The sequence below is a fragment of the Klebsiella sp. B345 genome, assembly GCF_051131735.1.
GTDB lineage: Bacteria > Pseudomonadota > Gammaproteobacteria > Enterobacterales > Enterobacteriaceae > Klebsiella.
Map to the genome: position 1 here is coordinate 1,397,005 of NZ_CP180443.1, position 23,537 is coordinate 1,420,541.

Consider the following 23,537-nt stretch of genomic DNA (forward strand, 5'->3'; position numbering starts at 1 on the left):
CCCAAAAACAAAAAAACCTGACCCCCGACAAATGCCAGAAATCAGGTTTTGCCTGCCGCAGCAGTAGCAATCCAACTTCCGCACTGTAACAACTTCTTTGTTTGTCTCAACTAACGAAACAAAAAAACGTGATACAGATCGCGACTAAATGCCCGTCGCCCGGCCGGCTGTCAGAAAGTCACCACCGTTTTCCACTCGATGACCCAGGCATCCTGAGTCTGGGCTACGCCACCCGGGCGATGCCAGTACTGCAGGCCTGGCTGAAGTTCGAGCCATGAAAGCGGGCGCAGACGATAGTACAGTTCGGCATTCACCGAATGACCGGCCACCGGCTGGTAGCTGGCATCGTAGTAATCCGTAGCACCGCTGACCTCGTTCATGTATTGCTGGTTGCGGGCGTAGTGGCTGCTCATATCAATGTAGGTGACGCCAAAGCCTAGCCAGTCCTGCGGACGGGCGTCAAACAGCCCGCGATATCGCATGGAAGCGGCGGCGGTGGTATGAATGTAGTTACTGCGCTGGTCACCGAACCCGGCGCTGAGCGAGACGCTCATCCCGCGGTTGGGATCATCGGCATGGCGGGTTACCTGCTGATTCATCCCGGTATAGAGGAACCAGGTGCGGTTATGCTGGGCGTACCCTTCAGGATCGCTGGCCCCTGGGCCGCCGGACTTCCCGGTATAGAGATCGCTTTGCGGCGCGTTGGTGAACAACACCCCGAGGTTATAGGCGCCGGAAAGCCCGTTGATCACCGGACGCGCTTCAATCTCGACCGGCAGCAGAATGCCTTTACTGCCTTTGGTTGACCAGCTCCACGCGTGGCTGCGCGAAGAGGCTTCCGGGTTTTGCTCCATAATGCCGCCTTTCAGCGTCAGTTCCGGCGTCAGTTTATATTCCAGCGTCGTCCCCCAGGTATGGACGTTCCAGTTGTTCCACGTCATGGAGTTTGCCGACTTGCCGCCACACTGCATCAGAGTCTGGAAATCACAGGGGATTATCTGATCGAAGGTCTGGACTTTGTTCATCATACCAACACGCCAGGTCAGACGGCGGTCATCAAAACTACGGGCAAAGGTCAGCCAGCCAAGGCGAGTAATCGACTGTCCACCCCAGCTCTCCTGGGTCAGGTCGTTAAAACTGACGCGCGGATCCTGTAGCCGTTTGGTCGTCAGATCGTCATTATGATTGCGGTTAACTATATTGCCTTCGATACGCGCATCGGGGATCCCGGTCCAGCGCTCCAGATCCTGGGTAAAGGTCAATGCCACCTGATCGATATAGGCCAGATGCTTATCATGGTTATATCCGCCGCCGGCGTTATAGCCCATTTCATTCAGGTAGCCGAGGTTATAATTAAATCCGTTATCTTCCAGTATTGGCCGAATTCCCAACATATCGCCGAGTAAACCGGTTTGTGGTTTTTCAAAACCTAATACTGTGCCGTTCCATTTTTCTGTTTCTGCTGCCAGCGCCCCGGGCGCCCACAGTGAAAATGTCATCACCAACAGCAGAGGATTTATTTTATTGTTGTGCATAACGATATCCATTGTGACTGAGTAAAGGTAATAGCGGTCCGCAGGCAATAAATTCGCCCGTTATTCATGTTCTTTTTTTATTTTTTGCAAAAGGTGTCCGTCAGCCATAAAACTGCCTGATTGAAGAACCCAGAGTAAAACTAACCTATTGTTTTATATAGCCATTAAATTCTCTCAAGAATAAAAAGCAAAAAAAAACCTAAGCACTCCCGCCACGCATGGCGTTAGTGCTTAGGTTTTGCCTGTTATCAGTAGCAACCCTGAATATTAGAACTACACAATATCACTCTGTTGCGGAAATGCCCATCAACAGAAAGTCCTTAAGTAATAAAATGTGAGCAGATTAACAATCCAACCTAATAACGGGCAATTGCCGTAGCGATTTCTCCAGAGCTCTTGAGAGTGCGAATTTCATTAAAGAGCACCAGCGCTTCGCTATATTCTTTGCGTAAATAACTGAGCCACTGTTTGATGCGCGCCACATGATACAGCCCGGTATCACCCTGCTTTTCCAACTGGGTATATTTTTGTAGCAGCGTCACCACCTGCGGCCACGGCATCCGCGGCTCGTTATATTTGATGACCCGGCTTAAATTCGGCACGTTAAGGGCCCCGCGGCCAATCATCACCGAATCACAACCGGTCGCCGCCAGGCAATCCTGAGCGCTTTGCCAGTCCCAGATTTCGCCGTTCGCGACAACCGGGATGGTCAGGCGCTGGCGGATCTCGCCAATGGCCGCCCAGTTTATCCGTTCGGCTTTATAGGCATCTTCTTTGGTACGCCCGTGCACGACAAGCTCCGTCGCACCGGCCTGCTGTACCGCATCGGCAATTTCAAACTGCCGTGCGCCGCTGTCCCAGCCGAGACGAATTTTCACCGTCACCGGCAGGGAGTCCGGCACCGCTTCGCGCATCGCCTTTGCGCCGCGATAAATCAGTTCCGGGTCTTTGAGCAGCGTCGCCCCGCCGCCGCTGCCGTTCACCAGCTTTGACGGGCAGCCGCAGTTAAGATCGACCCCCCAGGAACCCAGCTCTACCGCCCGTGCGGCATTTTCTGCCAGCCACTGCGGATACTGCCCAAGCAGCTGAACGCGTACGCGAGTCCCTGACGGCGTGCGGCTGCGGTGGTGTAGCTCCGGGCACAACCTGTAAAACGATTTTACCGGCAGCAGCTGATCCACCACCCGCAAAAACTCGGTGATGCACAGATCGTAATCATTCACTTCGGTCAGCAGCTCGCGCACCAGCGAATCAAGCACGCCTTCCATCGGCGCCAGTAAAACACGCATTATTGTTACCCGGGGGAAAAAAGAGGCGCTATGGTAGCGTCTCTGTTCGTCGGTTGAAAGCAATCAATGTGTGAAGCGCTACGCTTACCGGGACGCGAGGTGGTTGCGGGACTACACACCCTCAATAACGGTGTTATGCTACCTCTGGCACTGTGCCGTTTCACGGCGATGCCATCGCCATGTTTCCATCTCATGGAGGGTTCCATTGCGCTATCCAAGGTATGCGTATAATTCATGATGTGATCGGTAGCACATTTCAAGGTTTAATTGTATGATGAATTCGGTTCATCAAGGGTTATTACCATGAGTAAATCGCTGAATATTATCTGGCAGTACCTACGGGCTTTTGTCCTGATTTACGCCTGTTTATACGCCGGGATTTTTATTGCTTCCCTGCTACCGATTACCATTCCAGGCAGCATTATCGGGATGCTGATTTTGTTTGTGCTGCTGGCGCTGCAAATTATGCCGCCCAAATGGGTCAACCCTGGCTGTAACGTGTTGATTCGCTATATGGCACTGCTGTTTGTGCCCATCGGCGTCGGTGTCATGCAGTACTGGGATTTACTGCGCGCACAGCTTGGCCCGGTCGCCGTTTCTTGTACCATCAGTACCTTAGTGGTTTTCCTGGTGGTGAGCTGGAGTTCTCACCTGGTCCACGGCGAGCGTAAAGTGGTCGGTCAGAAAGAGGAAGTCAAAGATGATGCATGAAATCTGGTGGTCATTGCCGCTGACGCTGATCGTTTTTTTCCTCGCCCGCAAACTGGCCGCACGCTTTAAATTCCCGCTGCTGAACCCCCTGCTGGTGGCGATGGTGGTGATTATCCCCTTTCTGCTGATCAGCGGTATCTCCTACGATCGCTATTTTCAGGGCAGCAAAATTCTTAACGACCTGTTGCAACCTGCGGTCGTCGCTCTGGCCTTTCCTTTATATGAGCAACTGCACCAGATCCGCGCCCGCTGGAAATCCATTATAACCATCTGCTTTATCGGCAGCGTCGTCGCCATGGTGACGGGGACAACCGTCGCCCTGCTGATGGGGGCCACGCCACAAATCGCCGCCTCCATTATGCCTAAATCGGTCACCACGCCGATTGCTATGGCGGTCAGCGGCAGTATCGGCGGTATTCCAGCCATCAGCGCAGTGTGTGTGATTTTCGTCGGTATTCTCGGGGCGGTCTTTGGACATACGCTGCTGAACCTGATGCGTATCCGTACCAAAGCCTCGCGCGGTCTGTCGATGGGCACCGCCTCGCATGCCCTCGGCACCGCCCGTTGCGCAGAGATGGACTACCAGGAAGGGGCATTCAGCTCGCTGGCGCTGGTGCTGTGTGGGATTATTACTTCCCTGGTCGCCCCCTTCTTGTTCCCGGTCATTCTGGCAGTAGTTGGATAATGTGATTAATGTCACATTTATCAATGCAACAACAGAAAGTTGCACAAATAATGAGATATTAGTCACATATACGCGCGATTGACGCCCGTACACTAGATTCCCATTACATTGTTAAGAGGCTACGCCATGCACCCACGTTTTCAAGCTGCGCTTCCCCTTCTGGCGGCAGACCTGCAAGCGGCCATCGCCCCGATGCTGAGCGACCCGCATTTTCCAGCTTTGCTGGATGCCGGCCAGGTCGCTACGCTGCGAAATGCGACAGGTCTGGATGAAGACGCGCTGGCTTTCGCGCTGTTGCCGCTTGCCGCGGCCTGCGCCCGTGCCGACCTCTCCCGTTTTAACGTTGGCGCTATCGCCCGCGGTATCAGCGGCACCTGGTACTTTGGCGGTAATATGGAATTTCTCGGCGCCACCATGCAGCAAACCGTCCATGCAGAACAGAGCGCCATCAGCCACGCCTGGCTGCGCGGTGAAAAATCCCTGCAGGCCATTACCGTTAACTACACCCCTTGCGGACACTGCCGTCAGTTTATGAATGAGCTGAACAGCAGCCAGCAACTGCGAATTCATCTGCCTGGCCGCGAAGCACATTCGCTACAGCACTATCTGCCGGATGCCTTCGGTCCGAAGGATCTGGAGATCAAAACGCTGCTGATGGATGAACAGGATCACGGTTACCCATTGGCGGGTGACGAGCTGGCGCAGGCGGCGATTCAGGCGGCTAACGCCTGCCATATGCCTTACAGCAACTCCCCATCTGGAGTGGCGCTGGAGCTGAAAGACGGGACCATTTTTTCCGGTCGCTATGCTGAAAACGCCGCCTTTAATCCAACGCTGCCGCCACTACAGGGCGCCCTGAATCTGCTGAGTCTTAACGGATACGACTATCCGGACATTCAGCGCGCGGTACTGGCCGAAAAAGCCGACGCGGCATTGATTCAGTGGGATGCCACCGTAGCGACGCTGAAAGCGTTAGGCTGTCACAACATTGATCGGGTGCTGCTCGGTTAAATCGTTCGTTATGCGGGCTTTTTAGCCCGCTTTGCTGAAAAACCCCGCAATTAAACGATGGTTTCTTGCGCTTGCCCGATGGGTACAGTAGCCTGATGATTCCCTTATCCACATGAGCCCGGTGAATGTTAAAGCGTGTGTTATACAGCCTGTTAGTCCTGTTCGGCCTGCTGCTGTTGACCGTGCTGGGTCTTGACCGTTGGATGAGCTGGAAAACCGCCCCCTATATTTATGACGAACTGCAGGATCTGCCCTACCGCCAGGTTGGAGTGGTGCTCGGCACCGCGAAATATTACCGCACCGGGGTTATCAACCAATATTATCGCTACCGCATTCAGGGCGCGCTCAACGCCTATAACAGCGGCAAGGTCAACTATCTGCTGCTGAGCGGCGACAATGCGCTACAAAGCTACAACGAGCCGATGACCATGCGCCGTGATTTGATTAAAGGCGGCGTGGACCCGGCGGACATCGTGCTTGATTACGCCGGATTCCGTACCCTCGACTCGATTGTGCGTACCCGAAAAGTATTCGATACCAACGACTTTATTATCATCACCCAGCGCTTCCACTGCGAGCGGGCGCTGTTTATCGCCCTGCATATGGGGATTCAGGCCCAGTGCTATGCCGTACCTTCGCCGAAAGATATGTGGAGCGTGCGCTTGCGTGAGTTTGGCGCCCGGTTTGGCGCGCTGGCGGATCTCTATATTTTCAAACGCGAACCGCGTTTTTTAGGGCCGCTGATCCCAATCCCCACTCTGCAGGAAGTGCCTGAGGGCACTCAGTCTTATCCGGCCGTCACCCCAGAGCAATTGCTGGAACTGCAAAAAACCAAGTAACGCCCTGAGGTTTAATCACTAAATTCAACCGCCCGGTTAGGGCCGAGATGCCTGGCCTCATACAGCGCTTTGTCTGCTTCATCGACCATTTTTTGATAATCAGGATGGCCACGGTAATAGCTCACGCCAAAAGAAGCGCTGAGCGCCTCATTATTTTGGACTTTACTTCAGCGCCGCTTACGGCTGAAACAAAAAAGCCCGCGCGGTTGGCGCGGGCTGATTCGGTACAGAAGATTATTTCTTACGCGCGTATTTCAGGGAATCCAGCGCGACGGCGAAGATAATAATCGCCCCTTTAATAATATACTGCCAGTAAGGGTTAACGCCGATATAGGTCAGGCCGTAGTTGATTACCGTAAAGATGATAACCCCGGTCACCACCCCAAACACGGTACCCACACCGCCGCTGAACGATACGCCGCCGACCACACAGGCCGCGATGGCATCCAGTTCGTACATAAAGCCCAGGTTGTTAGTTGCCGAGCCGATACGCCCCGCTTCCAGCAGACCACCGAAGGCATAGAACACGCCAGACAGCGCATAAATCACCAGCAGGTTCAGCGCAACGTTCACGCCAGAGACTTTAGCGGCTTCCGGGTTGCCGCCGATAGCAAAGATGTTTTTACCAAAGCGCGTTTTATTCCACAGGATCCAGACGAAGAACACCGCAATCAACGCATAGAAAGTGATGTACGACAGGCGGAAGGTCCCCAGTGCCACAAACCCTTGGGCAAACTGCGAGAAGTGGCTGTCAAAGCCGGAAATCGGCGAGGCACCCACAAAATCGTAGTACAGGGAGTTAATACCATAAACGATGATCATCGTGCCGAGGGTGGTAATAAACGGCGTCACGTTCAGGTAAGCAATGATAATACCGTTAATCAGGCCGATAACAGCGCCAATCGCGCAGACCAGCAGGATCACCAGCGGAATCGGCATGGTGGCCATATCCGGGAACACCTTGTTGGCGTTATCGACGGCCTGCAGCATGGTGGCTGCGATAACCGCCGCCAGGCCCACCTGGCGTCCGGCTGACAGGTCGGTCCCCTGGGTGACAATCAGCCCTGCCACGCCGAGGGCGATAATAATACGCACCGAGGACTGGGTCAGGATGTTACTCAGGTTCAACAGACTTAAAAACGTAGGGTCCTGGATAATAATAATGGCCAGCAAAACCAAAAGAACAACGTAAATCCCACCGTCTTTCAGGTAAGTGAGAAAGCTTTTTTTATTTAACGCGCTCATGAGAAGCCCCTGCTCTTAAAGATGCAACGACGCAAGACGTAAAATCTCGTTTTGCGTAGTAGTTTTTGTCTCAACAATGCCGGCGACAAGACCATTGCTCATCACCAGAATACGGTCGGTAATACCCAGCAGCTCCGGCATCTCGGAGGAAATAATGATGATCCCTTTCTCTTTCTTCGCCAGCTCAGCAATCAGCTGGTAAATCTCGAATTTCGCGCCAACATCGATCCCGCGCGTGGGTTCATCAAGCATTAAAATTTCCGGCTGAGTTAATAGCCAGCGTCCAATAATGACCTTCTGCTGGTTACCGCCGGACAATGAACCTATTTGCGTATGCTGGCCGGGGGTTTTCACCCGCATTGAATCAATAACCCACTGGGTATCACTTTTCATGCGCGAATTATCCAGCAAGCCAACCCTGTTCTTATATTTTTTAATATTGGAGATCAGTGAGTTAAAACCGATATCCAGGTATGCATAAATCCCGGTGGAGCGCCGCTCTTCGGTAACCAACGCAAAGCCATGGTTAATCGCTTCATTAGCACTATGGTTGTTAATTTTCTTACCGTGCAGCGTAATGGTGCCACCTGATTTCTCGCGGATACCAAATATGGTCTCCACAATATCGGTACGCTTGGCCCCGACCAGCCCGGCAATCCCCAGAATTTCGCCTTTGTGCAGGTCGAAAGAGATATCGCGAATCGATGGCTGGCGCAGAGAGGTCAGATTGCGGACTTCAAGGATCACCTCACCCGGTTTGTTTTCACGGTCCGGGAAGCGCTGGTTGAGGGAACGTCCCACCATCATGGCGATGATCTTGTCCATATCCAGGCCTTCCAGAGGCTGGGTGGCAATCCACTGACCGTCGCGTAGAACGGTAATCTCATCGCACAGCTGGAAAATTTCTTCCATCTTATGAGAGATATAGACAATGCCGCAGCCGCGTTCTTTCAGCTTACGGATGATCTTAAACAGGTGATTAACCTCTTTCTCCGTCAGCGACGACGTCGGCTCATCCATAATGACGATTTTCGCGTCATAGGAAAACGCCTTAGCGATTTCAATCATCTGCATCTGCGATACCGACAGCGTACCGACGCGCGCGCGCGGGTCGATATCGATATCCAGTTCATCAAAGATCCCTTTGGTATCGCGATACATTTTATCCTGATCGACAAACACGCCTTTGGTGGGATAACGCCCCAGCCACATGTTGTCCATCACCGTACGTTGCAATACCAGGTTTAATTCCTGATGCACCATTGAAATACCGTTTTCCAGGGCTTCTTTCGCCGAGTGGAAATCGATCTCTTTACCCTGAAAAAGAATACTGCCGGAATCTTTTTGATAGATCCCAAAAAGGCATTTTAATAATGTTGATTTGCCCGCGCCGTTCTCTCCCATTAATGCATGAATAGAATGAGGACGGACTTTCAGATTGACATTATCGAGTGCCTTGACGCCAGGAAACGATTTGTTGATGTTGCTCATTTCCAACAAAAATTCGCCTGACCGTTCGCTATTATTGCTGACCATAGTTATACCTGGCTGCGTTCATGCACACCCCAACCGACGAATGAACGCCGAAGTCAGGATCTGGTTCTGTATCAGGAATAATCGGGCGGGGAATACCCGGAGTCTGTTGTTTGCAGCAACATTAATTGTCCTGCAACCTAAATACTCCGGATAATAATCCGCGCCCGTAACTCAATAATTATTTACCGGTAAACTGGCTCAGATTGTCTTTATCTACGCCAACGTAAGGAACGCGGACGATTTTATTCTCAATCTTCCAGTTGGTACCTGCTGCTGGTTCTTTACCGTCTGCCAGGTTTTTCGCCAGATCGAAGGTCGCTTTAGCCTGGTTGTTGGCATCATTCAGTACGGTACCAGCCATTGCACCGGATTTAACCAGCGCCAGTGCTTCAGGCAGGGCATCGACACCAAATACCGGAATGCTGCTCTTATTGTGTGCTTTCAGCGCTTCAACGGCACCCATCGCCATTGCGTCGTTGTTGGCAATAACCACTTCAATTTTGTTGGCGTTCGGGCCAGACAGCCACGCATCCATCTTGTCTTTCGCCTGGGCGGTATCCCACATTGCCGTGTCTAACGCCAGCTGCTGGGTTTTGAAACCTTTGTCGTTCAGCTCTTTAATCACGTAAGTGGTACGTGCTTCAGCATCCGGATGTCCTGGCTCGCCTTTCAGCAGCACAAACTGAATCTGACCATCTTTGTTGAGATCCCAGTTCGGGTTTGCTTTCCAGTGTTTGGCAATCAGGTCACCCTGGATCACGCCGGACTCTTTTGAATCGGTCCCGACGTAATAGGCTTTATCGTAGCTATCCAGCGCTTTGCGGGACGGCTCTTTGTTAAAGAACACCACCGGCACGTTCTGACCACGTGCTTTATCGATAACGGTCCCCGCAGCCGCCGGGTCCACCAGGTTGATGGCCAGCGCTTTCACCCCTTTCGCCAGCAGGACGTCAATCTGATCGTTCTGTTTTGACTGGTCGTTCTGCGAGTCATTCATCAGCAGCTGCACATCCGGCGCTGATTTGCCGTCTTTTTCGATAGCCTTACGCACCACCGACATAAAGTTGTCGTCATATTTATAAATGGTTACGCCGATGCGGGTATCAGCTGCGTGCGCCGCGGCGCCAAATAACATGCTCGCCATAACAGCAGACAGGGTTAACACCTTCTTATTCATGGAATCTCCGGTTTTTTTTATGCAGGGTCGTTGGTGTGAAAATAGCGGGCGGGCATCTGTTACATAAAAGTTACCGCACAACCATGTTCACGACTGTAATTCTGTCTTCCATGTAGGGTAACGCTCCAGAAATACGACTTTATTACGCGTTTAACGCCTTATTCCTACGGTAAAAGTGATTATTCACCGTGATAGAGTGGTTCAAACTAGTAAACGCGGCCATCATAATCAGTTGAATGTTAATATACTGTGAATTTACTCACAGATTGAAAGCGGTTACATAACGCCGCGTCATCAGTTAGTGATCGGCCCCGCACTTTGCCGTTGCAGCACGGAATGACGACGCACCAACGTTGGCATAAAGCAGTGACGCGCCTCATGATCCAGCTTGCCGGCCGCCCCCAGCAACGCCAGTTCCGTCGCCAGTTTTGCCATCGACATCACCGGATAACGCACCGTGGTCAGCTGCGGGTCGGTGTAACGCGAAATAGGGATATCATCGAAGCCAATGAGTGACAGATGCTGCGGTACCGCAATGCCGTTATCTTTCAGCGTCGTCAGCGCCCCGGCGGCCATGCTGTCGTTATAAGCAAAGACGGCCGTCAGGCCTAAATTACGCCCCAGCAGTTCGACCATTGCCGCTTCCCCGCCCTGCATATCCGGTGTTCCTGAGCCGACCCAACTGTCTGGCGCAATGATGTTCTGCTCCTGCAACGCCTTAAACCACCCTTCACGACGCATATCGTCATCTTCAATGCCGTGGTTTGAAGAGAGGTAGCCGATGCGTTGATGGCCATGATTCAGCAGCATCCGCGTGGCCATCAGCGCCCCGCTGACGTTATCCAGTCCGACGCAGCGATGGGCGTAGCCGGGCACGATGCGGTTGATCAGCACCATTCCCGGAATATGCTCCATAAAGTCGCCCAGTTCTGCGTCGCTCAGGGCTTTAGAGTGAACAATCAGTGCGGAACAACGCTGGCGAATCAGGACCTCAATGGCATGACGCTCTTTTTCCGCCTCATGATAGCTATTGCCGATCAGCACATATTTTTGATGCTGCTGCGCGACGGTATCCACCGCTTTGACCAGCGCGCCGAAGAAGGCATCTGAGACATCCATCACCACCACGCCGATGGTATCGCTGACCTGCGTCGCCAGCGCCTGGGCGTTGGCATTTGGCCGGTAGCCCAACTGCGTTACCGCTTTCATTACATTTTCCCGTGTATCCGGGCTCACCAGCGCGCTGTTGTTCAGCACACGTGAGACGGTCGCCACGGAAACACCCGCCTGACGGGCGACATCACGAATGGTGATCATGCTCACCGACCTTAAGAAAATTGTAAGACGCCACACCCACCTCCTGTGTTCAGCAAGGTGGCTATTCTGGCAGCGAGCTGCGGCCCGCTACGTGAGTGATGTCACAAGCCTGGAAACGGTTACATCCGTTTTGTTAATGATTGTGATCGAGATCGTTATCTGGATGTGTTTTTTGATGAGGTGCCTGACGCACGAAGCGTTAGCTGTCGCCACAACCATTCCACCGGCCCCTGGCGGAAATAGCGCAGCCACATTAGCGAGAAGGTTAAATTGATAGCCCACACCGGCAGCACGAAGGCTAACAAATGTAAGCGATCAAACTGCATAAACAAGCCAAAGCGGTAGAAGATGGTGGTGCAGATCAGCGTCTGCAGCAGATAGTTGGTTAACGCCATGCGTCCGACGCAGGCTATCGCCCCCACCAGCCTGAACTGGCACAACCACGGCCAGAAGCCCCACGCCAGCGCAGCATAGCCAATGGTTTGTAACGGGGCGCCCAGCTCACGCGGTGCCTGTAACAGGAACGCACACCAGCGCGGATCCCAGCCGAGGTGCCACTGGGCAACAATAGCAGGGAGGTTTACTGCCATGCCGGCAACAATCAACAATGCGCCCGTGCGTCGGTAATGGCTGAGGCTAAACTGCCCTTTTAGCCAGCCGCTGCGCATCAATGCCGCGCCCATCAGCATCATCCCCGCCAACTGCCAGCCATATTGCGCCCCCAGCGCCAGCAGGTTATCGGAAAGCATATCGGCACGATTGCTCACCGCTTCCAGCCCGCCGTTGAGCTTCCAGTATTGCTCATACTGTAAATTCGCCGCATCAGGAACCCATGAGCGGTTTGGCGAGCCGCCGGAAATCAGCCCCAACAGCACCAGCACCGCAACGCCAATCAGGTACAGTACGACACCGGTATTAAACAGTGATTTAAGGTGATGAGCATCGCGCACCATCCGCCAGGTCACCAGCCCGACTAAGGCATAGGCCAGCAGGATATCGCCATCCCAGAAAAACAGGCCGTGGATAAAGCCCAGCAGCGCCAGCAGCGTCAGACGTGACTGGATCCAACGTTTGCCGCGCGGTAGCAACATCTGTAGTCCGGCACCAAACAGCAAGGCAAACAGCGTCAGGAATTTGACCTGCGCAAACAGATCGAGAATCGCCCAGGTCCAGGCATCGCTTGAGGTGATATTTCCGGACCACGCCGGATTGAGATAAGCCGCCTTCGGCAGGCCGAAGGCGTTGATATTCAGGAGCAGGATACCGAGGATGGCCACGCCGCGCACAAAATCCAGCGTGACATTTCTCTCCATGTAACCTGCCCTTTGATTAGTTGTGATGGCGAACGGCGCGCAGGAACTCCTGGCGAGTGTTCTGGCTTGATTTAAACAGACCGCCCAACGACGTCGTGGTGGTGGCGCTGGTTGCATCACGGATGCCACGAGCTTTGACACAGTAATGCACCGCATCAATCGATACCGCCACGTTGCTGGTGCCCAACAGGGTCTGCAGCGCGGTTAAAATCTGCTGGGTCAGGCGTTCCTGAACCTGCGGACGCTGCGAGAAGAACTGCACGATGCGGTTAATTTTCGACAGACCAATCACCGAGTCTTTCGGAATATAGGCCACCGTTGCTTTACCGTCGATAGTGACAAAGTGGTGTTCACAGGTGCTGGTCAGCGTAATATCACGCACGGTGACCATTTCATCCACCTGCATTTTATTTTCGATAACGGTGATTTTTGGGAACCTGGCATAATCCAACCCGGAAAAAATCTCGTCGACGTACATTTTGGCAATGCGTCGTGGGGTTTCCACCAGGCTGTCATCGGTCAGATCAAGATTCAGCAGTTGCATAATCTCGGTCATGTGTCCGGCTATCAGGCGCTTGCGCGTTTCATTATCAATTTCTTGTACTGGCGGACGCAACGGCGTCTCCAGCCCACGAGCGACCAGCGCTTCATGAACGAGTATGGCTTCTTTACTCAGTGCTGACATTTAGGTTCTCCTGCAGGTGTCGCGCTCTTTGCTCTATCAGGGCAAAGTTTGCATTCATTGTGCGTGAGGTGACGCACATAATCCAGTAGCCGAAACGATAATTGTTGAAATTTGCGTTAGCTATTAATCGCTCGCCGCGAGTCTCATACCTCGCTTATCCATATCCTCTGCCGCCCCGTCACACTATCTCGTGCACCAGCATGGTATTGCACCATTTTGAGGCCGCCGACCAGCACCGACATGTTGGCTAAAAGTTGCATTAATGATGCAATATCTTCCTGAAAGGAGAAAGTGAAAGTTACTCACGGGCACATGAAATATCTGTATTATGGCCTGTCACGCGTACTTATCTTCCTGAGGAGCCCGGCATGGAATTGCTTGAAGAGCACCGCTGTTACGAAGGCCGGCAGCAACGCTGGCGGCACGACTCCAGCACCCTGAACGGTTCAATGACCTTCAGCATCTTTTTACCTCCAGTGCAGACAGAAACCGCGCCACCGGTGCTGTACTGGCTGTCAGGGTTGACCTGTAATGATGAAAACTTCACGACCAAGGCCGGCGCGCAGCGAATCGCCGCCGAGTTGGGTATTGTCCTGGTCATGCCGGATACCAGCCCGCGCGGCGATAACGTCGCTGACGATAGCGACTGGGATCTCGGCAAAGGCGCCGGTTTTTACCTTAACGCGACCGAGGCTCCATGGTCTGAACATTACCGCATGTATGACTACGTGCGCGACGAACTGCCTGCGCTGATTCGCTCGCAGTTTAACGTTGGCGAGCGCTGCGCCATCAGCGGCCATTCCATGGGCGGCCACGGCGCGCTGATCATGGCGCTGAAAAACCCGGGCCGTTTTGTCAGCGTGTCCGCTTTCGCCCCTATCGTGAACCCGACGCAGGTTCCGTGGGGACAAAAAGCCTTCACCGCGTACCTGGGTGCCGATACTACGGCATGGCAGGCGTGGGACAGTTGCGCACTCCTACAGGCAAGCCAGGCCGCCGACGCCATCCCGACCTTGATTGATCAGGGGGATGGCGATAGCTTCCTGGCGGTGCAGCTTCAGCCGGCGATGCTGGCAGAGGTCGCGCGGCAAAAAGCCTGGCCGTTAACCCTGCGGATCCAGCCGGGTTACGATCACAGCTACTATTTCATCGCGTCGTTTATCGAAGACCATTTACGCTTCCACGCCCGCTATCTACTGGGCTGACGTACCGCTTGTGCGCCTCGCGGCGCACAAGCTGCGACTAAGCGCCGAATGGGATAGGCTCTTATTCAAGAATCACCTTCTCTTTGTTCTTAGAAAGCAATATTTTAATAAAGTCGACGTAAGAAACCGGTTTAAAGAAATAGTACCCCTGCAATAAGGTGATATTTTTCCCGTTAAGATAATTGAGCTGCTCCTGGGTCTCGACACCTTCCGCGACAATCCGTAAAGAGAGTTTACACGCCATTTCAAGCACGCAATCCAGCAGCTTCGTCGACTCTTCAAGGCCGTTAACCCGCCCGACAAAACTCTTATCAATTTTGATGTAGTCAATTTTCAAATCATGCAGATACGACAGCCCGGAATACCCGGTGCCAAAATCATCCAGCGCAATGGAAAAACCGCGGGCGTGTAAGGTATTGAGATTGGCAATCAGTTGCTCATCCACATGCAACGGTTCACGCTCGGTCACTTCAAGCACTAGTTTCAGATTTTGATTGCGAAAACCCTCCCGGTATTGCAGGCAATCCGCCATAAACAGCGGCGAGCTGATATGCGACGCGCTGAAGTTGATCCCAATATGAAAGCCATCGGGCAGTTTCTCGCTCAGTTTGTTCATCTGAGAGACGACCTGGGCCATCAGGCTTTGGGTCAGGGGAATAATCAGCCCGGTTCTCTCCGCCAGCGGAATAAACGCTACCGGTGAAATAAAACCAATTTGCGGGTGCTTCCAGCGGGCCAGCACCTCAACACCATAGATCGCGCCGGTTCGCCCATTCACCACCGGCTGATAGAACGGGACGATTTCACCATTGGCAATCGCTTTACGCAACGTATCCTCTGGGGTGGTGTACTTATTGGCATACTTCAGCAGCAGCCAGGCTAGTATGCAAGAGACAAACAAAATAAAAACCAACAAACCCGCTCCTTGATGAATCATGCGCTTCGCGCTAAAAAATGGCGGCAGGTTATATTCGATACCAAACGGAAATTCGGCCGACTGAAACAACCCGGTGGTTGCCGCGCTGAAATTGGCTTGTCTGACATCTCCGGAGTAACCAATCGCCTTGTCACCCACCACTAAAGAAAAAGTGGTATTTTGCACATCACGGTTCAGGGCATCACGAATATGAACGTCGCTGATGCTGATAATAATTTTGACGTTAGCGAATATCTGTTGATAGATCAGCACCGGACGGTTATTCACGGTGTTCATCGCCGCAATAAGCATTAACGGTGCAGGTGGTAAATAGGGAAGACGAGAAAGCAGCACCCGGTTACCCGGGAGCGAGGAACACCATACTTTATCGCTTTTCATAATTAACAACGTTCTAAGATGCGGCTTGAGTGCCGCCTCGGTACCAAGCTGAAACTGTCCTTCAGGCGTACAACCTTTAAGAGCAACATCGCGCGCGGTCATGGTCGCGTCGCGCGCTTCATCCAGAAAGGTATTGATCCTTACCGCTGTCTGATAGGCCGCGTTGGCGCTATTTATTCTGGCTAAATACCACAGCTGCATATTTAAAATAAACACACCGACGCTAAAAAAAAGCACTGCAACCAGAGCCGGAAGTATGACGTTGCGCATTATTATTGCTCTCTATTAATAGTGATTCGAGTTGAGAAATAACGTCTGCATGAAATACCAGCGGGACGTCAGCCATTCTGGGGCAGGATGGCTGACGTCTCTCTCTAATAGTGTATACGCCATTTTGCGCCGCGCATGGTTCTGTGCGACGGGAAAACAGAGGCACAATCATAGCGGGCAGCCGGCGAACGCGACTGCCCGGTTGGTGGGTTAATTAAAAGCGGTAATCCACGGCCATAAAGTAGCGGCGACCTTCTTCCGTATAGCTATAGTCGTCGCGGCTCAGGTCTTTATCCCCGATGTTCAGCACGCCCGAGCGCAGTTTCACACTTTTCGTCACCTGCCAGGCAGCACCAACGTCAAACATGGTGTAACCCCCCGGGGTTTTTGAGGTGGCGCTGACCGCACGTTGCTCACCGGTATAATTTGCGGTGACGTAGAAGGACCAGTCATCCAGCGGCGTCCAGTCCAGCGTGCCGTTAGCGGTATGGAACGGCAGCGATTGCAGTGGTTTGTCCCCACCGTTACTGAGATCGCGGCCATCGTTGTAGGTGTAGTTCACCGTCAGCTTCCACTCATCGCCAAACGGCACTTTCACTTCGGTTTCCACGCCTTTGATGCGCGCTTTGTTAACGTTGAAGTAGCGGAAGACCGGCACGCGTTTGCCATTGACCGTTTTCCAGCCGACAAAGTTCGGATAGCCCGGCGCTTCACTGGCGCTGGAAGTACGCAGGATATCGATCATATCGTCGACGTTATTCTGGAAGGTGGTCACGCTGCCTTCTACACCTTCCAGCAGCCCTTCTTCGCCGCGGTAGTACAGGCCAATCTCGAAGCTTTCGCTGGTTTCTGGTTTCAGATCCGGGTTACCGATAATGCTGCAGGAGCCGCGGCAGGAATTGGTGGTCCAGTCCGGGTTCAGCTGCAGCAGCGACGGCGCTTTAAAGGCCGTTGCCCAGCCGCCCTTCACGGTAACGGTGTCGGTCGCGTTATAAACCAGGTAGGCACGCGGGCTCCAGTGGTCGCCGTAGGTTTCATGGTCATCCATACGAATACCGGTGGTTAACGCCAGCGGTTCGAAAATCCGCCACTCATCCTCGATAAACAGCGCGTACTGACTGGCAGAGGTGGATTTACCGCCGCTGCTCAGGTTGACGGGATCTTTCAGCTTATCGTGGCGCCATTCCCCACCGAAGGTCAGCATCTGGTTAATCACTCCCAGCGGCAGCACATATTTACCGTCGATGGCATTACTTTCGGAGGTAATAGTGCCGTCCTGCCCCGGGTTTTTGTTATCGACTTTTTCGCCGTAGAACTTCAGTTCGCTGTTACCGAGATCCCAGCGGCCATTATGGCTGAGGGAGTAGTTCTGGCGCTCAAGGCGGTTGCGGTCGAGAGAATCAGAGTCACGATCCTGGCGATCGAAGCCGTAGCCGGCGGTGATGTCCTGGTTATCGGTTGGGGTCCAGGCAAACTCGACGTTACCGTCACGGCTGGTAAAGCCTTCGATGCGTGGCGTTTCGCCCGCGGCGTTGCTGGAGGCCTGCTGATCGTCCTTGGCACGTTTCGCCAGGTTACCGTAGGCTTTCATTCCCAGCACGCCATCAATAAGCGGACCACCGGTGAAGAACTGGCCGTTGTAAGTATCCCCGCGATCGCGGTGTTCCTGAATGGTGGTATCGGCGCTCAGCGTGCCGGTCCATTTCTGGCCGACTTTTTTGGTGATGATGTTGACTACGCCGCCGAGGGCGTCGGAGCCGTACAGCGAGGACATCGGCCCGCGCACCACTTCAATCCGCTCGATAGCGTCGACCGGAACCCAGTTTAAATCGAAATCGTTGTGGCGGAAGACGGCGTTACGGGAGTTCACGCGTTTGCCGTCAACCAGAATCAACGTATAGCTGCTGTCGAGGCCGCGAATACTGACGCCCTTGCGGTTGTCACCCTCGTTGGTGAGCTGTACACCGGGCACATCACGCAGGACATCCTTCAGGTTCTGAACCGGGCGGCGCTGTAAATCTTGCTGGGTAATCACGCTGATACTGGCCGGCGCATCCTTCACGCTCTGTTCCGTCGCTGCGGCGGTGACCACCAGCGTTTCTTCATTAACTTCGGCAAGGGCCGGAAACGCCAGCGATACGACGGATGCGCACAATCCCGCCCGGGCAAAAGGGTTTAACCTGAACATTCCATATCTCCATGAGGTTCATAACGAATCAAACAAAAGGTGCAATTAACACGTACTGTCGGCGCACTGCTCATAGGCGGCGCGCGCGGAATAGTTTTACCGTTGACGTGGCTGGTCACCTCTTGCCGGCGGTTATGACCTGCAAGCTAAGGAGATTGGCTTCATCCTGAATATGCGAGGATGATAAAGATAATGATTTCCATTATCAATAAAATTATGGAGAACTGTATCAATTTGTAAGAAACGCAGAAACAAAAAAACCCTCTTAAAAAGAGGGTTTTATGCGAGAAATGACTATCGGTCTTGTGCGTCAGCCTTTAAAACGCTGCGGGAACTTCATTTCGCTGTAGCGGACGAAGCGGGTGCCTTTCGCCAGCTTATAACCGAACCAAATCACCAGGAACAGCGGAATACCGATATAGGTTGCCGCAACACCGCCCCAGTCAATGGTATCTTTCAGGAACGCTTCATAGTTCTGACCCAGGGTAATGATCAGGCACAGAACGAAGGCGAAGATCGGCCCCAGCGGGAAGAACCCTGAACGATATGGCAGGTCGTTAAGATCGTTACCCTGCAGCACGTAGCCGCGGCGGAAACGATAGTGGCTGATGGCAATCCCCAGCCAGGCGATAAAGCCCGTCATGCCCGAGGTGTTGAGCAGCCACAAATAGACGGTCTGGTTACCAAACATCGAGCTCAGGAAGCACAGCCCCGCAATCACCGTCGTCGCATACAGCGCATTGCGCGGCACACCGCCACGGGAGAGCTTTGAGAAAATGCGTGGCGCTTTGCCATCACAGGCCAGGGTATAGAGCATACGCGTCGAAGCATACATGCCCGAGTTACCCGCCGACAGCACCGCCGTCAGGATAACCGCGTTCATGATTGCCGCTGCTGACAGCAGCCCCGCGTGCTGGAACACCAGAGTGAACGGGCTGACGGAAATATCTTTCACGTCGTTACGCAGCAGGCTTGGATCGGTATACGGAATGATCAGGCTAATGATCAGAATCGCGAACACATAGAACAGCAGGATACGCCAGAATACCTGGCGCACCGCGCGCGGAATGTTCTTTTCCGGATCTTCAGATTCCCCAGCCGCGATCCCGATAAGTTCGGTCCCCTGGAACGAGAAGCCGACAATCATCGCCACGCCGATCATCGCCGCAAAGCCCCCGGCAAATGGCGCATCACCGGTTGTCCAGTTACTCCAGCCCACCGGCTGTGCGCCCTTGAAGATACCGACAATCATCATCACGCCAACGACGATAAAGATGATGACGGTAGTGACTTTGATCAGCGAGAACCAGTATTCCGCTTCGCCGAACCCTTTCACCGAGATCCAGTTCAACAGGAACATAATCCCGAGGAACAGCGCGCTCCAGATCCAGCCGGGGGTATCCGGGAACCAGTAGCTCATCACCAGCTGCGCCGCCACAAGGTCAACGGCAATGGTGACTGCCCAGTTGTACCAGTAGTTCCAGCCCAGCGCGAAGCCAAAGCCTTCTTCAACGTAGTTTTGACCATAGGTCGCAAAGGAGCCGGAGACCGGCATATATGCCGCCAGTTCGCCAAGGCTGGTCATCAGGAAGTAGACCATCAGACCGATCAAAATATAAGAGAGCAGTGCGCCGCCTGGGCCTGCCTGAGAAATCGTTGCGCCAGATGCAACGAAAAGACCTGTACCGATGGAACCGCCGATTGCGATCATGGTCAAGTGGCGCGCCTTTAATTCACGACGTAAGCCGGGCGCTTCTGTGGTTTTAGTATCCGAAACCATGTGAAAATGCTATCCATCCAAAAAACGAGGCGCGATTGTAGCAGACGATCCGGGTTCTATCCGGTACAAATGCGAAGTTATAAGAGAGCTTCATGATCGATCATGAATTATTAGTAAAGCACTAATCCCCGGAATTGTCAGCGATTCTCCCTCTATCTCTCACGATAATGAAGCCATACCTGGCCGGTGACTTAGAGCCTATCCCAGTAGGCGTAGATTGTTGCAGCCAGTTTGGGCACGGACAGCGCGGAACAACCGGAGCGTACACGCAGTACGTGAGGATGGTGAGCACTGCCCAGGACCAAAATGGCAAATAAAATAGCCTAATGGGATAGGCTCTTACACCTGGCAGTAATGCAGAAAACGTTGTAATGCCTTGGAAATATGTTTTTGTCGATGGTGGATCCGCCACAGCGTGCGGGTCAGGTTCGGTAGCGGCACCGTCAGCTCCACCAAGGACCCGACCTCCAGTTGCTCGGCGATAACCCGTCGGGAAAGACAGCTAATGCCAAGCCCGTGACGCACGGCGTGTTTGATGGCCTCCGAGTTCCCCAGCTCCATCCCCAGGTGAAATGCTGGCAGATGCGACAGCAGCAGGTAGTCAACAATCTCGCGCGTACCGGAGCCGTGCTCACGCAAAATCCACGGCGCTTCCGCCAGACGTTGCAGCGTGACCTCGCCCTGCAGCAGCGGCGAGTCCGGGGCGGCAAACACCACCAGCTCATCTTCCAGCCACGGCTCGGCAATAATATCCGCCGCGTGGCAGGGACCTTCGATAAGCCCGATGTCTACCCGCAGATCGGCGACCGCATTGATCACGTCCTGGCTATTCCCCACGCTCAGCTCCAGCGGCAGGTCGGGAAAATCGCGACGGTAGTGGGCGATGATCTCCGGCAGGATATAGTTACCAATGGTGCTACTGGCATAAACGCGGATCGCGCCGTTGTCGCCACGAAACAGTTCTTCTATCTCGATGGCGCGCTCCAGAAGCGCCAGCGCCCGCGGGTAGAGCAACCGCCCGTGTTCGTTCACCACCAGTCGCTTCCCTACGCGGTCGAACAACTGTACCCCTAACTGCCCTTCCAGATCGGTCAGGGCGGCGCTGACCGCCGACTGCGACAGCGCCAGCATCTGAGAGGCCTGGGTGGTTGAACCGCTCTTAAGCACCTCAGCAAATACTTCCAGCTGTCGTAATGTGATATGCATAACTCATCCTGCCCGTCTTCCAACGCGAGTATCCGATAACCCGACGTAACCTGGGGAAAATAACATTCTGGACCGCGAAAGTCCGTATTTACCACTTATTCCGATTAATTATAAATATATAATCAATTTTATTTTTAAACCAGTGCGGCGTAACCTTTTAGCCAGACAAAGGAGAAGGTTATGACAGCATTCACTTTACCGACTAAACATCGCACCTTGTGGCACTTTACCCCTGGGCTGGCGCTCACCGCCCTACTGACCGGCGCTGCGCTGTGGGCAGGCAGTTTTTCCGCTATCGCGGGCGCCGGTTTCAGCGCACTGACGCTGGCCATCCTCTTCGGTATGGTTATCGGTAATACGATTTATCCTAAGCTCTGGCAGTCCTGCGACGGCGGCGTCATCTTCGCCAAGCAGTACCTGTTACGTCTCGGTATTATTTTATACGGTTTTCGCCTGACCTTCGCCCAGATTGCCGACGTGGGCGTCAGCGGGATCACCATTGATGTGCTGACATTGACCAGCACCTTCTTTATCGCCTGCTTCCTTGGGCAGAAGATTTTTGGTCTGGACAAACATACCAGCTGGCTGATTGGCGCCGGCAGCAGCATCTGCGGTGCCGCGGCGATTCTGGCGACGGAACCGGTGGTGAAAGCAGAGGCCAGTAAAGTGACCGTAGCGGTAGCAACGGTGGTCATTTTCGGTACCCTGGCCATCTTCCTTTACCCAGCGATGTACCCGATGCTGGCGCACTGGTTCACACCGGAAGCCTATGGCATCTATATGGGATCGACAATGCATGAAGTGGCGCAGGTGGTTGCTGCCGGTCACGCCATCAGCCCGGACGCGGAAAACGCGGCGGTGATTGCCAAAATGCTGCGCGTGATGATGCTGGCTCCGTTCCTGCTGTTCCTGGCGGCACGAGTGAAACAACTGGCACCGGAAGGTCATGGCGAAAAAAGCAAAATCACCATTCCCTGGTTTGCCATCCTGTTCATCCTGGTGGCGGTGTTTAACTCCTTCCATTTGCTGCCAAAAGCGGTCGTCGACATGCTGGTCACCCTCGACACCGTGCTGCTGGCAATGGCGATGGCGGCCCTGGGACTGACCACTCACGTCAGCGCCCTGAAAAAAGCCGGTGCCAAACCGCTGCTGATGGCCCTGATGCTGTTCGTCTGGCTGATTGTCGGGGGTGGCGCTATCAACCTGGTGGTTCACAGCCTGATGGCATAACCGCATCACCGCTCCATCATCATTCATTGATGTAACTCTTCAGTTAAGCCGCTATCATTACCCTCCCCCCAGCGGCTTAACTGGAGTTTTTTTATGAAATATATTGGAGCGCACGTCAGTGCCTCAGGCGGGCTGGCCAACGCCGCCATTCGCGCCGCCGAGATTGAAGCAACGGCTTTCGCGCTGTTCACCAAGAACCAACGTCAATGGCGAGCCGCGCCGCTGAGCGACGAGACCATTGCTGAATTCAAAGCCGCCTGTGAAAAATACCACTTTGGTCCCGGCCAAATCCTCCCCCACGACAGCTACCTGATTAACCTGGGTCACCCGGTGGCCGACGCGCTGGAAAAATCCCGCGATGCCTTTATTGATGAACTGAGCCGCTGCCAGCAACTCGGACTGACGCTTCTCAATTTCCATCCCGGCAGCCACCTGCAGCAGATCCCGGAAGACGAGTGTCTGGCACGCATCGCCGAGTCGATTAATATTGCGCTGGCGAAAACCGAAGGGGTCACCGCGGTGATTGAAAATACCGCCGGTCAGGGCAGCAATCTCGGATTTAAGTTTGAACATCTCGCGGCCATCATCGACGGCGTCGAAGATAAATCCCGCGTCGGGGTGTGCATTGATACCTGCCACGCCTTTGCCGCCGGTTATGACCTACGCAGCGCCGAGGAGTGTGAGAAGACCTTTGCAGATTTCGAGCGCATTGTCGGCTTCCGCTATCTGCGCGGCATGCACCTTAACGATGCCAAAAGCGCCTTCGGCAGCCGCGTTGACCGCCATCACAGCCTCGGTGAAGGCAATATTGGCCACGATGCGTTCCGCTGGATCATGCAGGACAACCGGTTTGACGGCATCCCGCTGATTCTGGAAACCATTAACCCGGATATCTGGGCGGAAGAGATTGCCTGGCTGCGGGCGCAGCAGACGGAAGAAGCTTCGGCCTGATAATGGCCGACACCCCGTCACCGTCATAAACGGCGGGATCAAAAAAGGG

Annotated in this window: 20 protein-coding genes; 7 read left to right on the forward strand and 13 right to left on the reverse strand. The window is 53.8% G+C overall.

The genetic code is table 11. The annotated features are described in order from the left end of the window. Positions 1-170: 170 nt before the first annotated feature. Both ACMYSO_RS06520 and dusC read right to left on the reverse strand, forming a co-directional pair. Positions 171-1,535 carry a carbohydrate porin gene (locus ACMYSO_RS06520; protein ID WP_434669844.1) on the reverse strand — a complete coding sequence of 455 codons (1,365 nt, stop codon included), beginning with the start codon at positions 1,533-1,535 and terminating at the stop codon, positions 171-173. 356 nt (positions 1,536-1,891) lie between these two features. Continuing rightward, complete coding sequence (dusC, locus tag ACMYSO_RS06525; protein ID WP_434669846.1) at positions 1,892-2,824, reverse strand: tRNA dihydrouridine(16) synthase DusC; 933 nt, start codon at positions 2,822-2,824, stop codon at positions 1,892-1,894. 303 nt (positions 2,825-3,127) lie between these two features. Between dusC and ACMYSO_RS06530 the strand changes: the two genes are divergently transcribed. From ACMYSO_RS06530 to sanA, 4 genes are all read left to right on the forward strand, one after another. Further along, positions 3,128-3,535: a CidA/LrgA family protein gene (locus tag ACMYSO_RS06530; RefSeq protein WP_123755142.1), complete on the forward strand. Its 408-nt coding sequence runs from the start codon at positions 3,128-3,130 to the stop codon at positions 3,533-3,535. Next, positions 3,525-4,220, forward strand: a complete 696-nt coding sequence (locus tag ACMYSO_RS06535; protein ID WP_434669847.1) for a CidB/LrgB family autolysis modulator — start codon at positions 3,525-3,527, stop codon at positions 4,218-4,220. The genes ACMYSO_RS06530 and ACMYSO_RS06535 overlap by 11 nt, the downstream gene beginning before the upstream one ends. A gap of 126 nt (positions 4,221-4,346) precedes the next feature. Then, positions 4,347-5,231: a cytidine deaminase gene (gene cdd, locus ACMYSO_RS06540; protein ID WP_434669848.1), complete on the forward strand. Its 885-nt coding sequence runs from the start codon at positions 4,347-4,349 to the stop codon at positions 5,229-5,231. Between the two features lie 125 nt (positions 5,232-5,356). Then, positions 5,357-6,070 carry an outer membrane permeability protein SanA gene (sanA, locus tag ACMYSO_RS06545; RefSeq protein WP_434669849.1) on the forward strand — a complete coding sequence of 238 codons (714 nt, stop codon included), beginning with the start codon at positions 5,357-5,359 and terminating at the stop codon, positions 6,068-6,070. Positions 6,071-6,081: 11 nt separating this feature from the next. On the opposite strand, the gene ACMYSO_RS06550 is transcribed toward sanA, so the two are convergent. The 7 genes from ACMYSO_RS06550 to folE form a co-directional block, all read right to left on the reverse strand. Continuing rightward, entirely contained in the window at positions 6,082-6,195 is a 114-nt protein-coding gene (locus ACMYSO_RS06550) for a hypothetical protein (protein WP_434669851.1), read from the reverse strand. 109 nt (positions 6,196-6,304) lie between these two features. Further along, positions 6,305-7,315, reverse strand: a complete 1,011-nt coding sequence (gene mglC / locus ACMYSO_RS06555) for a galactose/methyl galactoside ABC transporter permease MglC (protein ID WP_434669852.1) — start codon at positions 7,313-7,315, stop codon at positions 6,305-6,307. Positions 7,316-7,330: 15 nt separating this feature from the next. Then, a complete protein-coding gene (gene mglA, locus ACMYSO_RS06560; protein WP_123755148.1) occupies positions 7,331-8,851 on the reverse strand; it encodes a galactose/methyl galactoside ABC transporter ATP-binding protein MglA in 1,521 nt (506 codons plus the stop codon). Between the two features lie 178 nt (positions 8,852-9,029). Further along, the gene (gene mglB, locus ACMYSO_RS06565) at positions 9,030-10,028 is read right to left on the reverse strand and encodes a galactose/glucose ABC transporter substrate-binding protein MglB (RefSeq protein WP_123755149.1); all 999 of its coding nucleotides are present in this window, start codon (positions 10,026-10,028) and stop codon (positions 9,030-9,032) included. 294 nt (positions 10,029-10,322) lie between these two features. Then, positions 10,323-11,345 (reverse strand): HTH-type transcriptional regulator GalS, encoded by a 1,023-nt coding sequence (gene galS, locus ACMYSO_RS06570; protein ID WP_123755150.1) that lies wholly within the window; start codon positions 11,343-11,345, stop codon positions 10,323-10,325. A gap of 155 nt (positions 11,346-11,500) precedes the next feature. Continuing rightward, positions 11,501-12,658, reverse strand: coding sequence for a DUF418 domain-containing protein YeiB (yeiB, locus tag ACMYSO_RS06575; protein WP_434669854.1), 1,158 nt, complete (start codon positions 12,656-12,658; stop codon positions 11,501-11,503). A 16-nt stretch (positions 12,659-12,674) separates the two neighbouring features. After that, positions 12,675-13,343 carry a GTP cyclohydrolase I FolE gene (gene folE, locus ACMYSO_RS06580; protein WP_434583854.1) on the reverse strand — a complete coding sequence of 223 codons (669 nt, stop codon included), beginning with the start codon at positions 13,341-13,343 and terminating at the stop codon, positions 12,675-12,677. Positions 13,344-13,711: 368 nt separating this feature from the next. Between folE and fghA the strand changes: the two genes are divergently transcribed. Then, positions 13,712-14,548 (forward strand): S-formylglutathione hydrolase, encoded by an 837-nt coding sequence (fghA, locus tag ACMYSO_RS06585; protein WP_434669855.1) that lies wholly within the window; start codon positions 13,712-13,714, stop codon positions 14,546-14,548. Between the two features lie 61 nt (positions 14,549-14,609). Here fghA and ACMYSO_RS06590 read toward each other — a convergent pair whose 3' ends face one another. The 4 genes from ACMYSO_RS06590 to yieE form a co-directional block, all read right to left on the reverse strand. After that, positions 14,610-16,133, reverse strand: coding sequence for an EAL domain-containing protein (locus tag ACMYSO_RS06590; protein WP_434669856.1), 1,524 nt, complete (start codon positions 16,131-16,133; stop codon positions 14,610-14,612). 214 nt (positions 16,134-16,347) lie between these two features. Then, entirely contained in the window at positions 16,348-18,321 is a 1,974-nt protein-coding gene (gene cirA / locus ACMYSO_RS06595; RefSeq protein WP_434669857.1) for a catecholate siderophore receptor CirA, read from the reverse strand. Between the two features lie 310 nt (positions 18,322-18,631). Beyond that, positions 18,632-20,101 carry a lysine-specific permease gene (lysP, locus tag ACMYSO_RS06600; protein ID WP_434669858.1) on the reverse strand — a complete coding sequence of 490 codons (1,470 nt, stop codon included), beginning with the start codon at positions 20,099-20,101 and terminating at the stop codon, positions 18,632-18,634. A 339-nt stretch (positions 20,102-20,440) separates the two neighbouring features. Continuing rightward, entirely contained in the window at positions 20,441-21,307 is an 867-nt protein-coding gene (gene yieE, locus ACMYSO_RS06605; RefSeq protein WP_434669859.1) for a DNA-binding transcriptional regulator YeiE, read from the reverse strand. A gap of 180 nt (positions 21,308-21,487) precedes the next feature. Here yieE and ACMYSO_RS06610 point away from each other — a divergent pair, with 180 nt between their 5' ends. Both ACMYSO_RS06610 and nfo read left to right on the forward strand, forming a co-directional pair. Continuing rightward, positions 21,488-22,537, forward strand: a complete 1,050-nt coding sequence (locus tag ACMYSO_RS06610) for a YeiH family protein (RefSeq protein WP_434583846.1) — start codon at positions 21,488-21,490, stop codon at positions 22,535-22,537. A gap of 93 nt (positions 22,538-22,630) precedes the next feature. Then, positions 22,631-23,488 carry a deoxyribonuclease IV gene (gene nfo, locus ACMYSO_RS06615; protein WP_434669860.1) on the forward strand — a complete coding sequence of 286 codons (858 nt, stop codon included), beginning with the start codon at positions 22,631-22,633 and terminating at the stop codon, positions 23,486-23,488. The last annotated feature ends 49 nt before the right edge of the window (positions 23,489-23,537 follow it).

Excerpts from the sequence above, each read along its gene's own strand:
- ACMYSO_RS06520 (WP_434669844.1), bottom strand. The coding sequence starts at position 1,535 with ATGCACAACAATAAAATAAATCCTCTGCTGTTGGTGATGACATTTTCA.
- dusC (WP_434669846.1), bottom strand. The coding sequence starts at position 2,824 with ATGCGTGTTTTACTGGCGCCGATGGAAGGCGTGCTTGATTCGCTGGTG.
- ACMYSO_RS06530 (WP_123755142.1), top strand. The coding sequence starts at position 3,128 with ATGAGTAAATCGCTGAATATTATCTGGCAGTACCTACGGGCTTTTGTC.
- ACMYSO_RS06535 (WP_434669847.1), top strand. The coding sequence starts at position 3,525 with ATGATGCATGAAATCTGGTGGTCATTGCCGCTGACGCTGATCGTTTTT.
- cdd (WP_434669848.1), top strand. The coding sequence starts at position 4,347 with ATGCACCCACGTTTTCAAGCTGCGCTTCCCCTTCTGGCGGCAGACCTG.
- sanA (WP_434669849.1), top strand. The coding sequence starts at position 5,357 with ATGTTAAAGCGTGTGTTATACAGCCTGTTAGTCCTGTTCGGCCTGCTG.
- mglC (WP_434669852.1), bottom strand. The coding sequence starts at position 7,315 with ATGAGCGCGTTAAATAAAAAAAGCTTTCTCACTTACCTGAAAGACGGT.
- mglA (WP_123755148.1), bottom strand. The coding sequence starts at position 8,851 with ATGGTCAGCAATAATAGCGAACGGTCAGGCGAATTTTTGTTGGAAATG.
- mglB (WP_123755149.1), bottom strand. The coding sequence starts at position 10,028 with ATGAATAAGAAGGTGTTAACCCTGTCTGCTGTTATGGCGAGCATGTTA.
- galS (WP_123755150.1), bottom strand. The coding sequence starts at position 11,345 with ATGATCACCATTCGTGATGTCGCCCGTCAGGCGGGTGTTTCCGTGGCG.
- yeiB (WP_434669854.1), bottom strand. The coding sequence starts at position 12,658 with ATGGAGAGAAATGTCACGCTGGATTTTGTGCGCGGCGTGGCCATCCTC.
- folE (WP_434583854.1), bottom strand. The coding sequence starts at position 13,343 with ATGTCAGCACTGAGTAAAGAAGCCATACTCGTTCATGAAGCGCTGGTC.
- fghA (WP_434669855.1), top strand. The coding sequence starts at position 13,712 with ATGGAATTGCTTGAAGAGCACCGCTGTTACGAAGGCCGGCAGCAACGC.
- ACMYSO_RS06590 (WP_434669856.1), bottom strand. The coding sequence starts at position 16,133 with ATGCGCAACGTCATACTTCCGGCTCTGGTTGCAGTGCTTTTTTTTAGC.
- cirA (WP_434669857.1), bottom strand. The coding sequence starts at position 18,321 with ATGTTCAGGTTAAACCCTTTTGCCCGGGCGGGATTGTGCGCATCCGTC.
- lysP (WP_434669858.1), bottom strand. The coding sequence starts at position 20,101 with ATGGTTTCGGATACTAAAACCACAGAAGCGCCCGGCTTACGTCGTGAA.
- yieE (WP_434669859.1), bottom strand. The coding sequence starts at position 21,307 with ATGCATATCACATTACGACAGCTGGAAGTATTTGCTGAGGTGCTTAAG.
- ACMYSO_RS06610 (WP_434583846.1), top strand. The coding sequence starts at position 21,488 with ATGACAGCATTCACTTTACCGACTAAACATCGCACCTTGTGGCACTTT.
- nfo (WP_434669860.1), top strand. The coding sequence starts at position 22,631 with ATGAAATATATTGGAGCGCACGTCAGTGCCTCAGGCGGGCTGGCCAAC.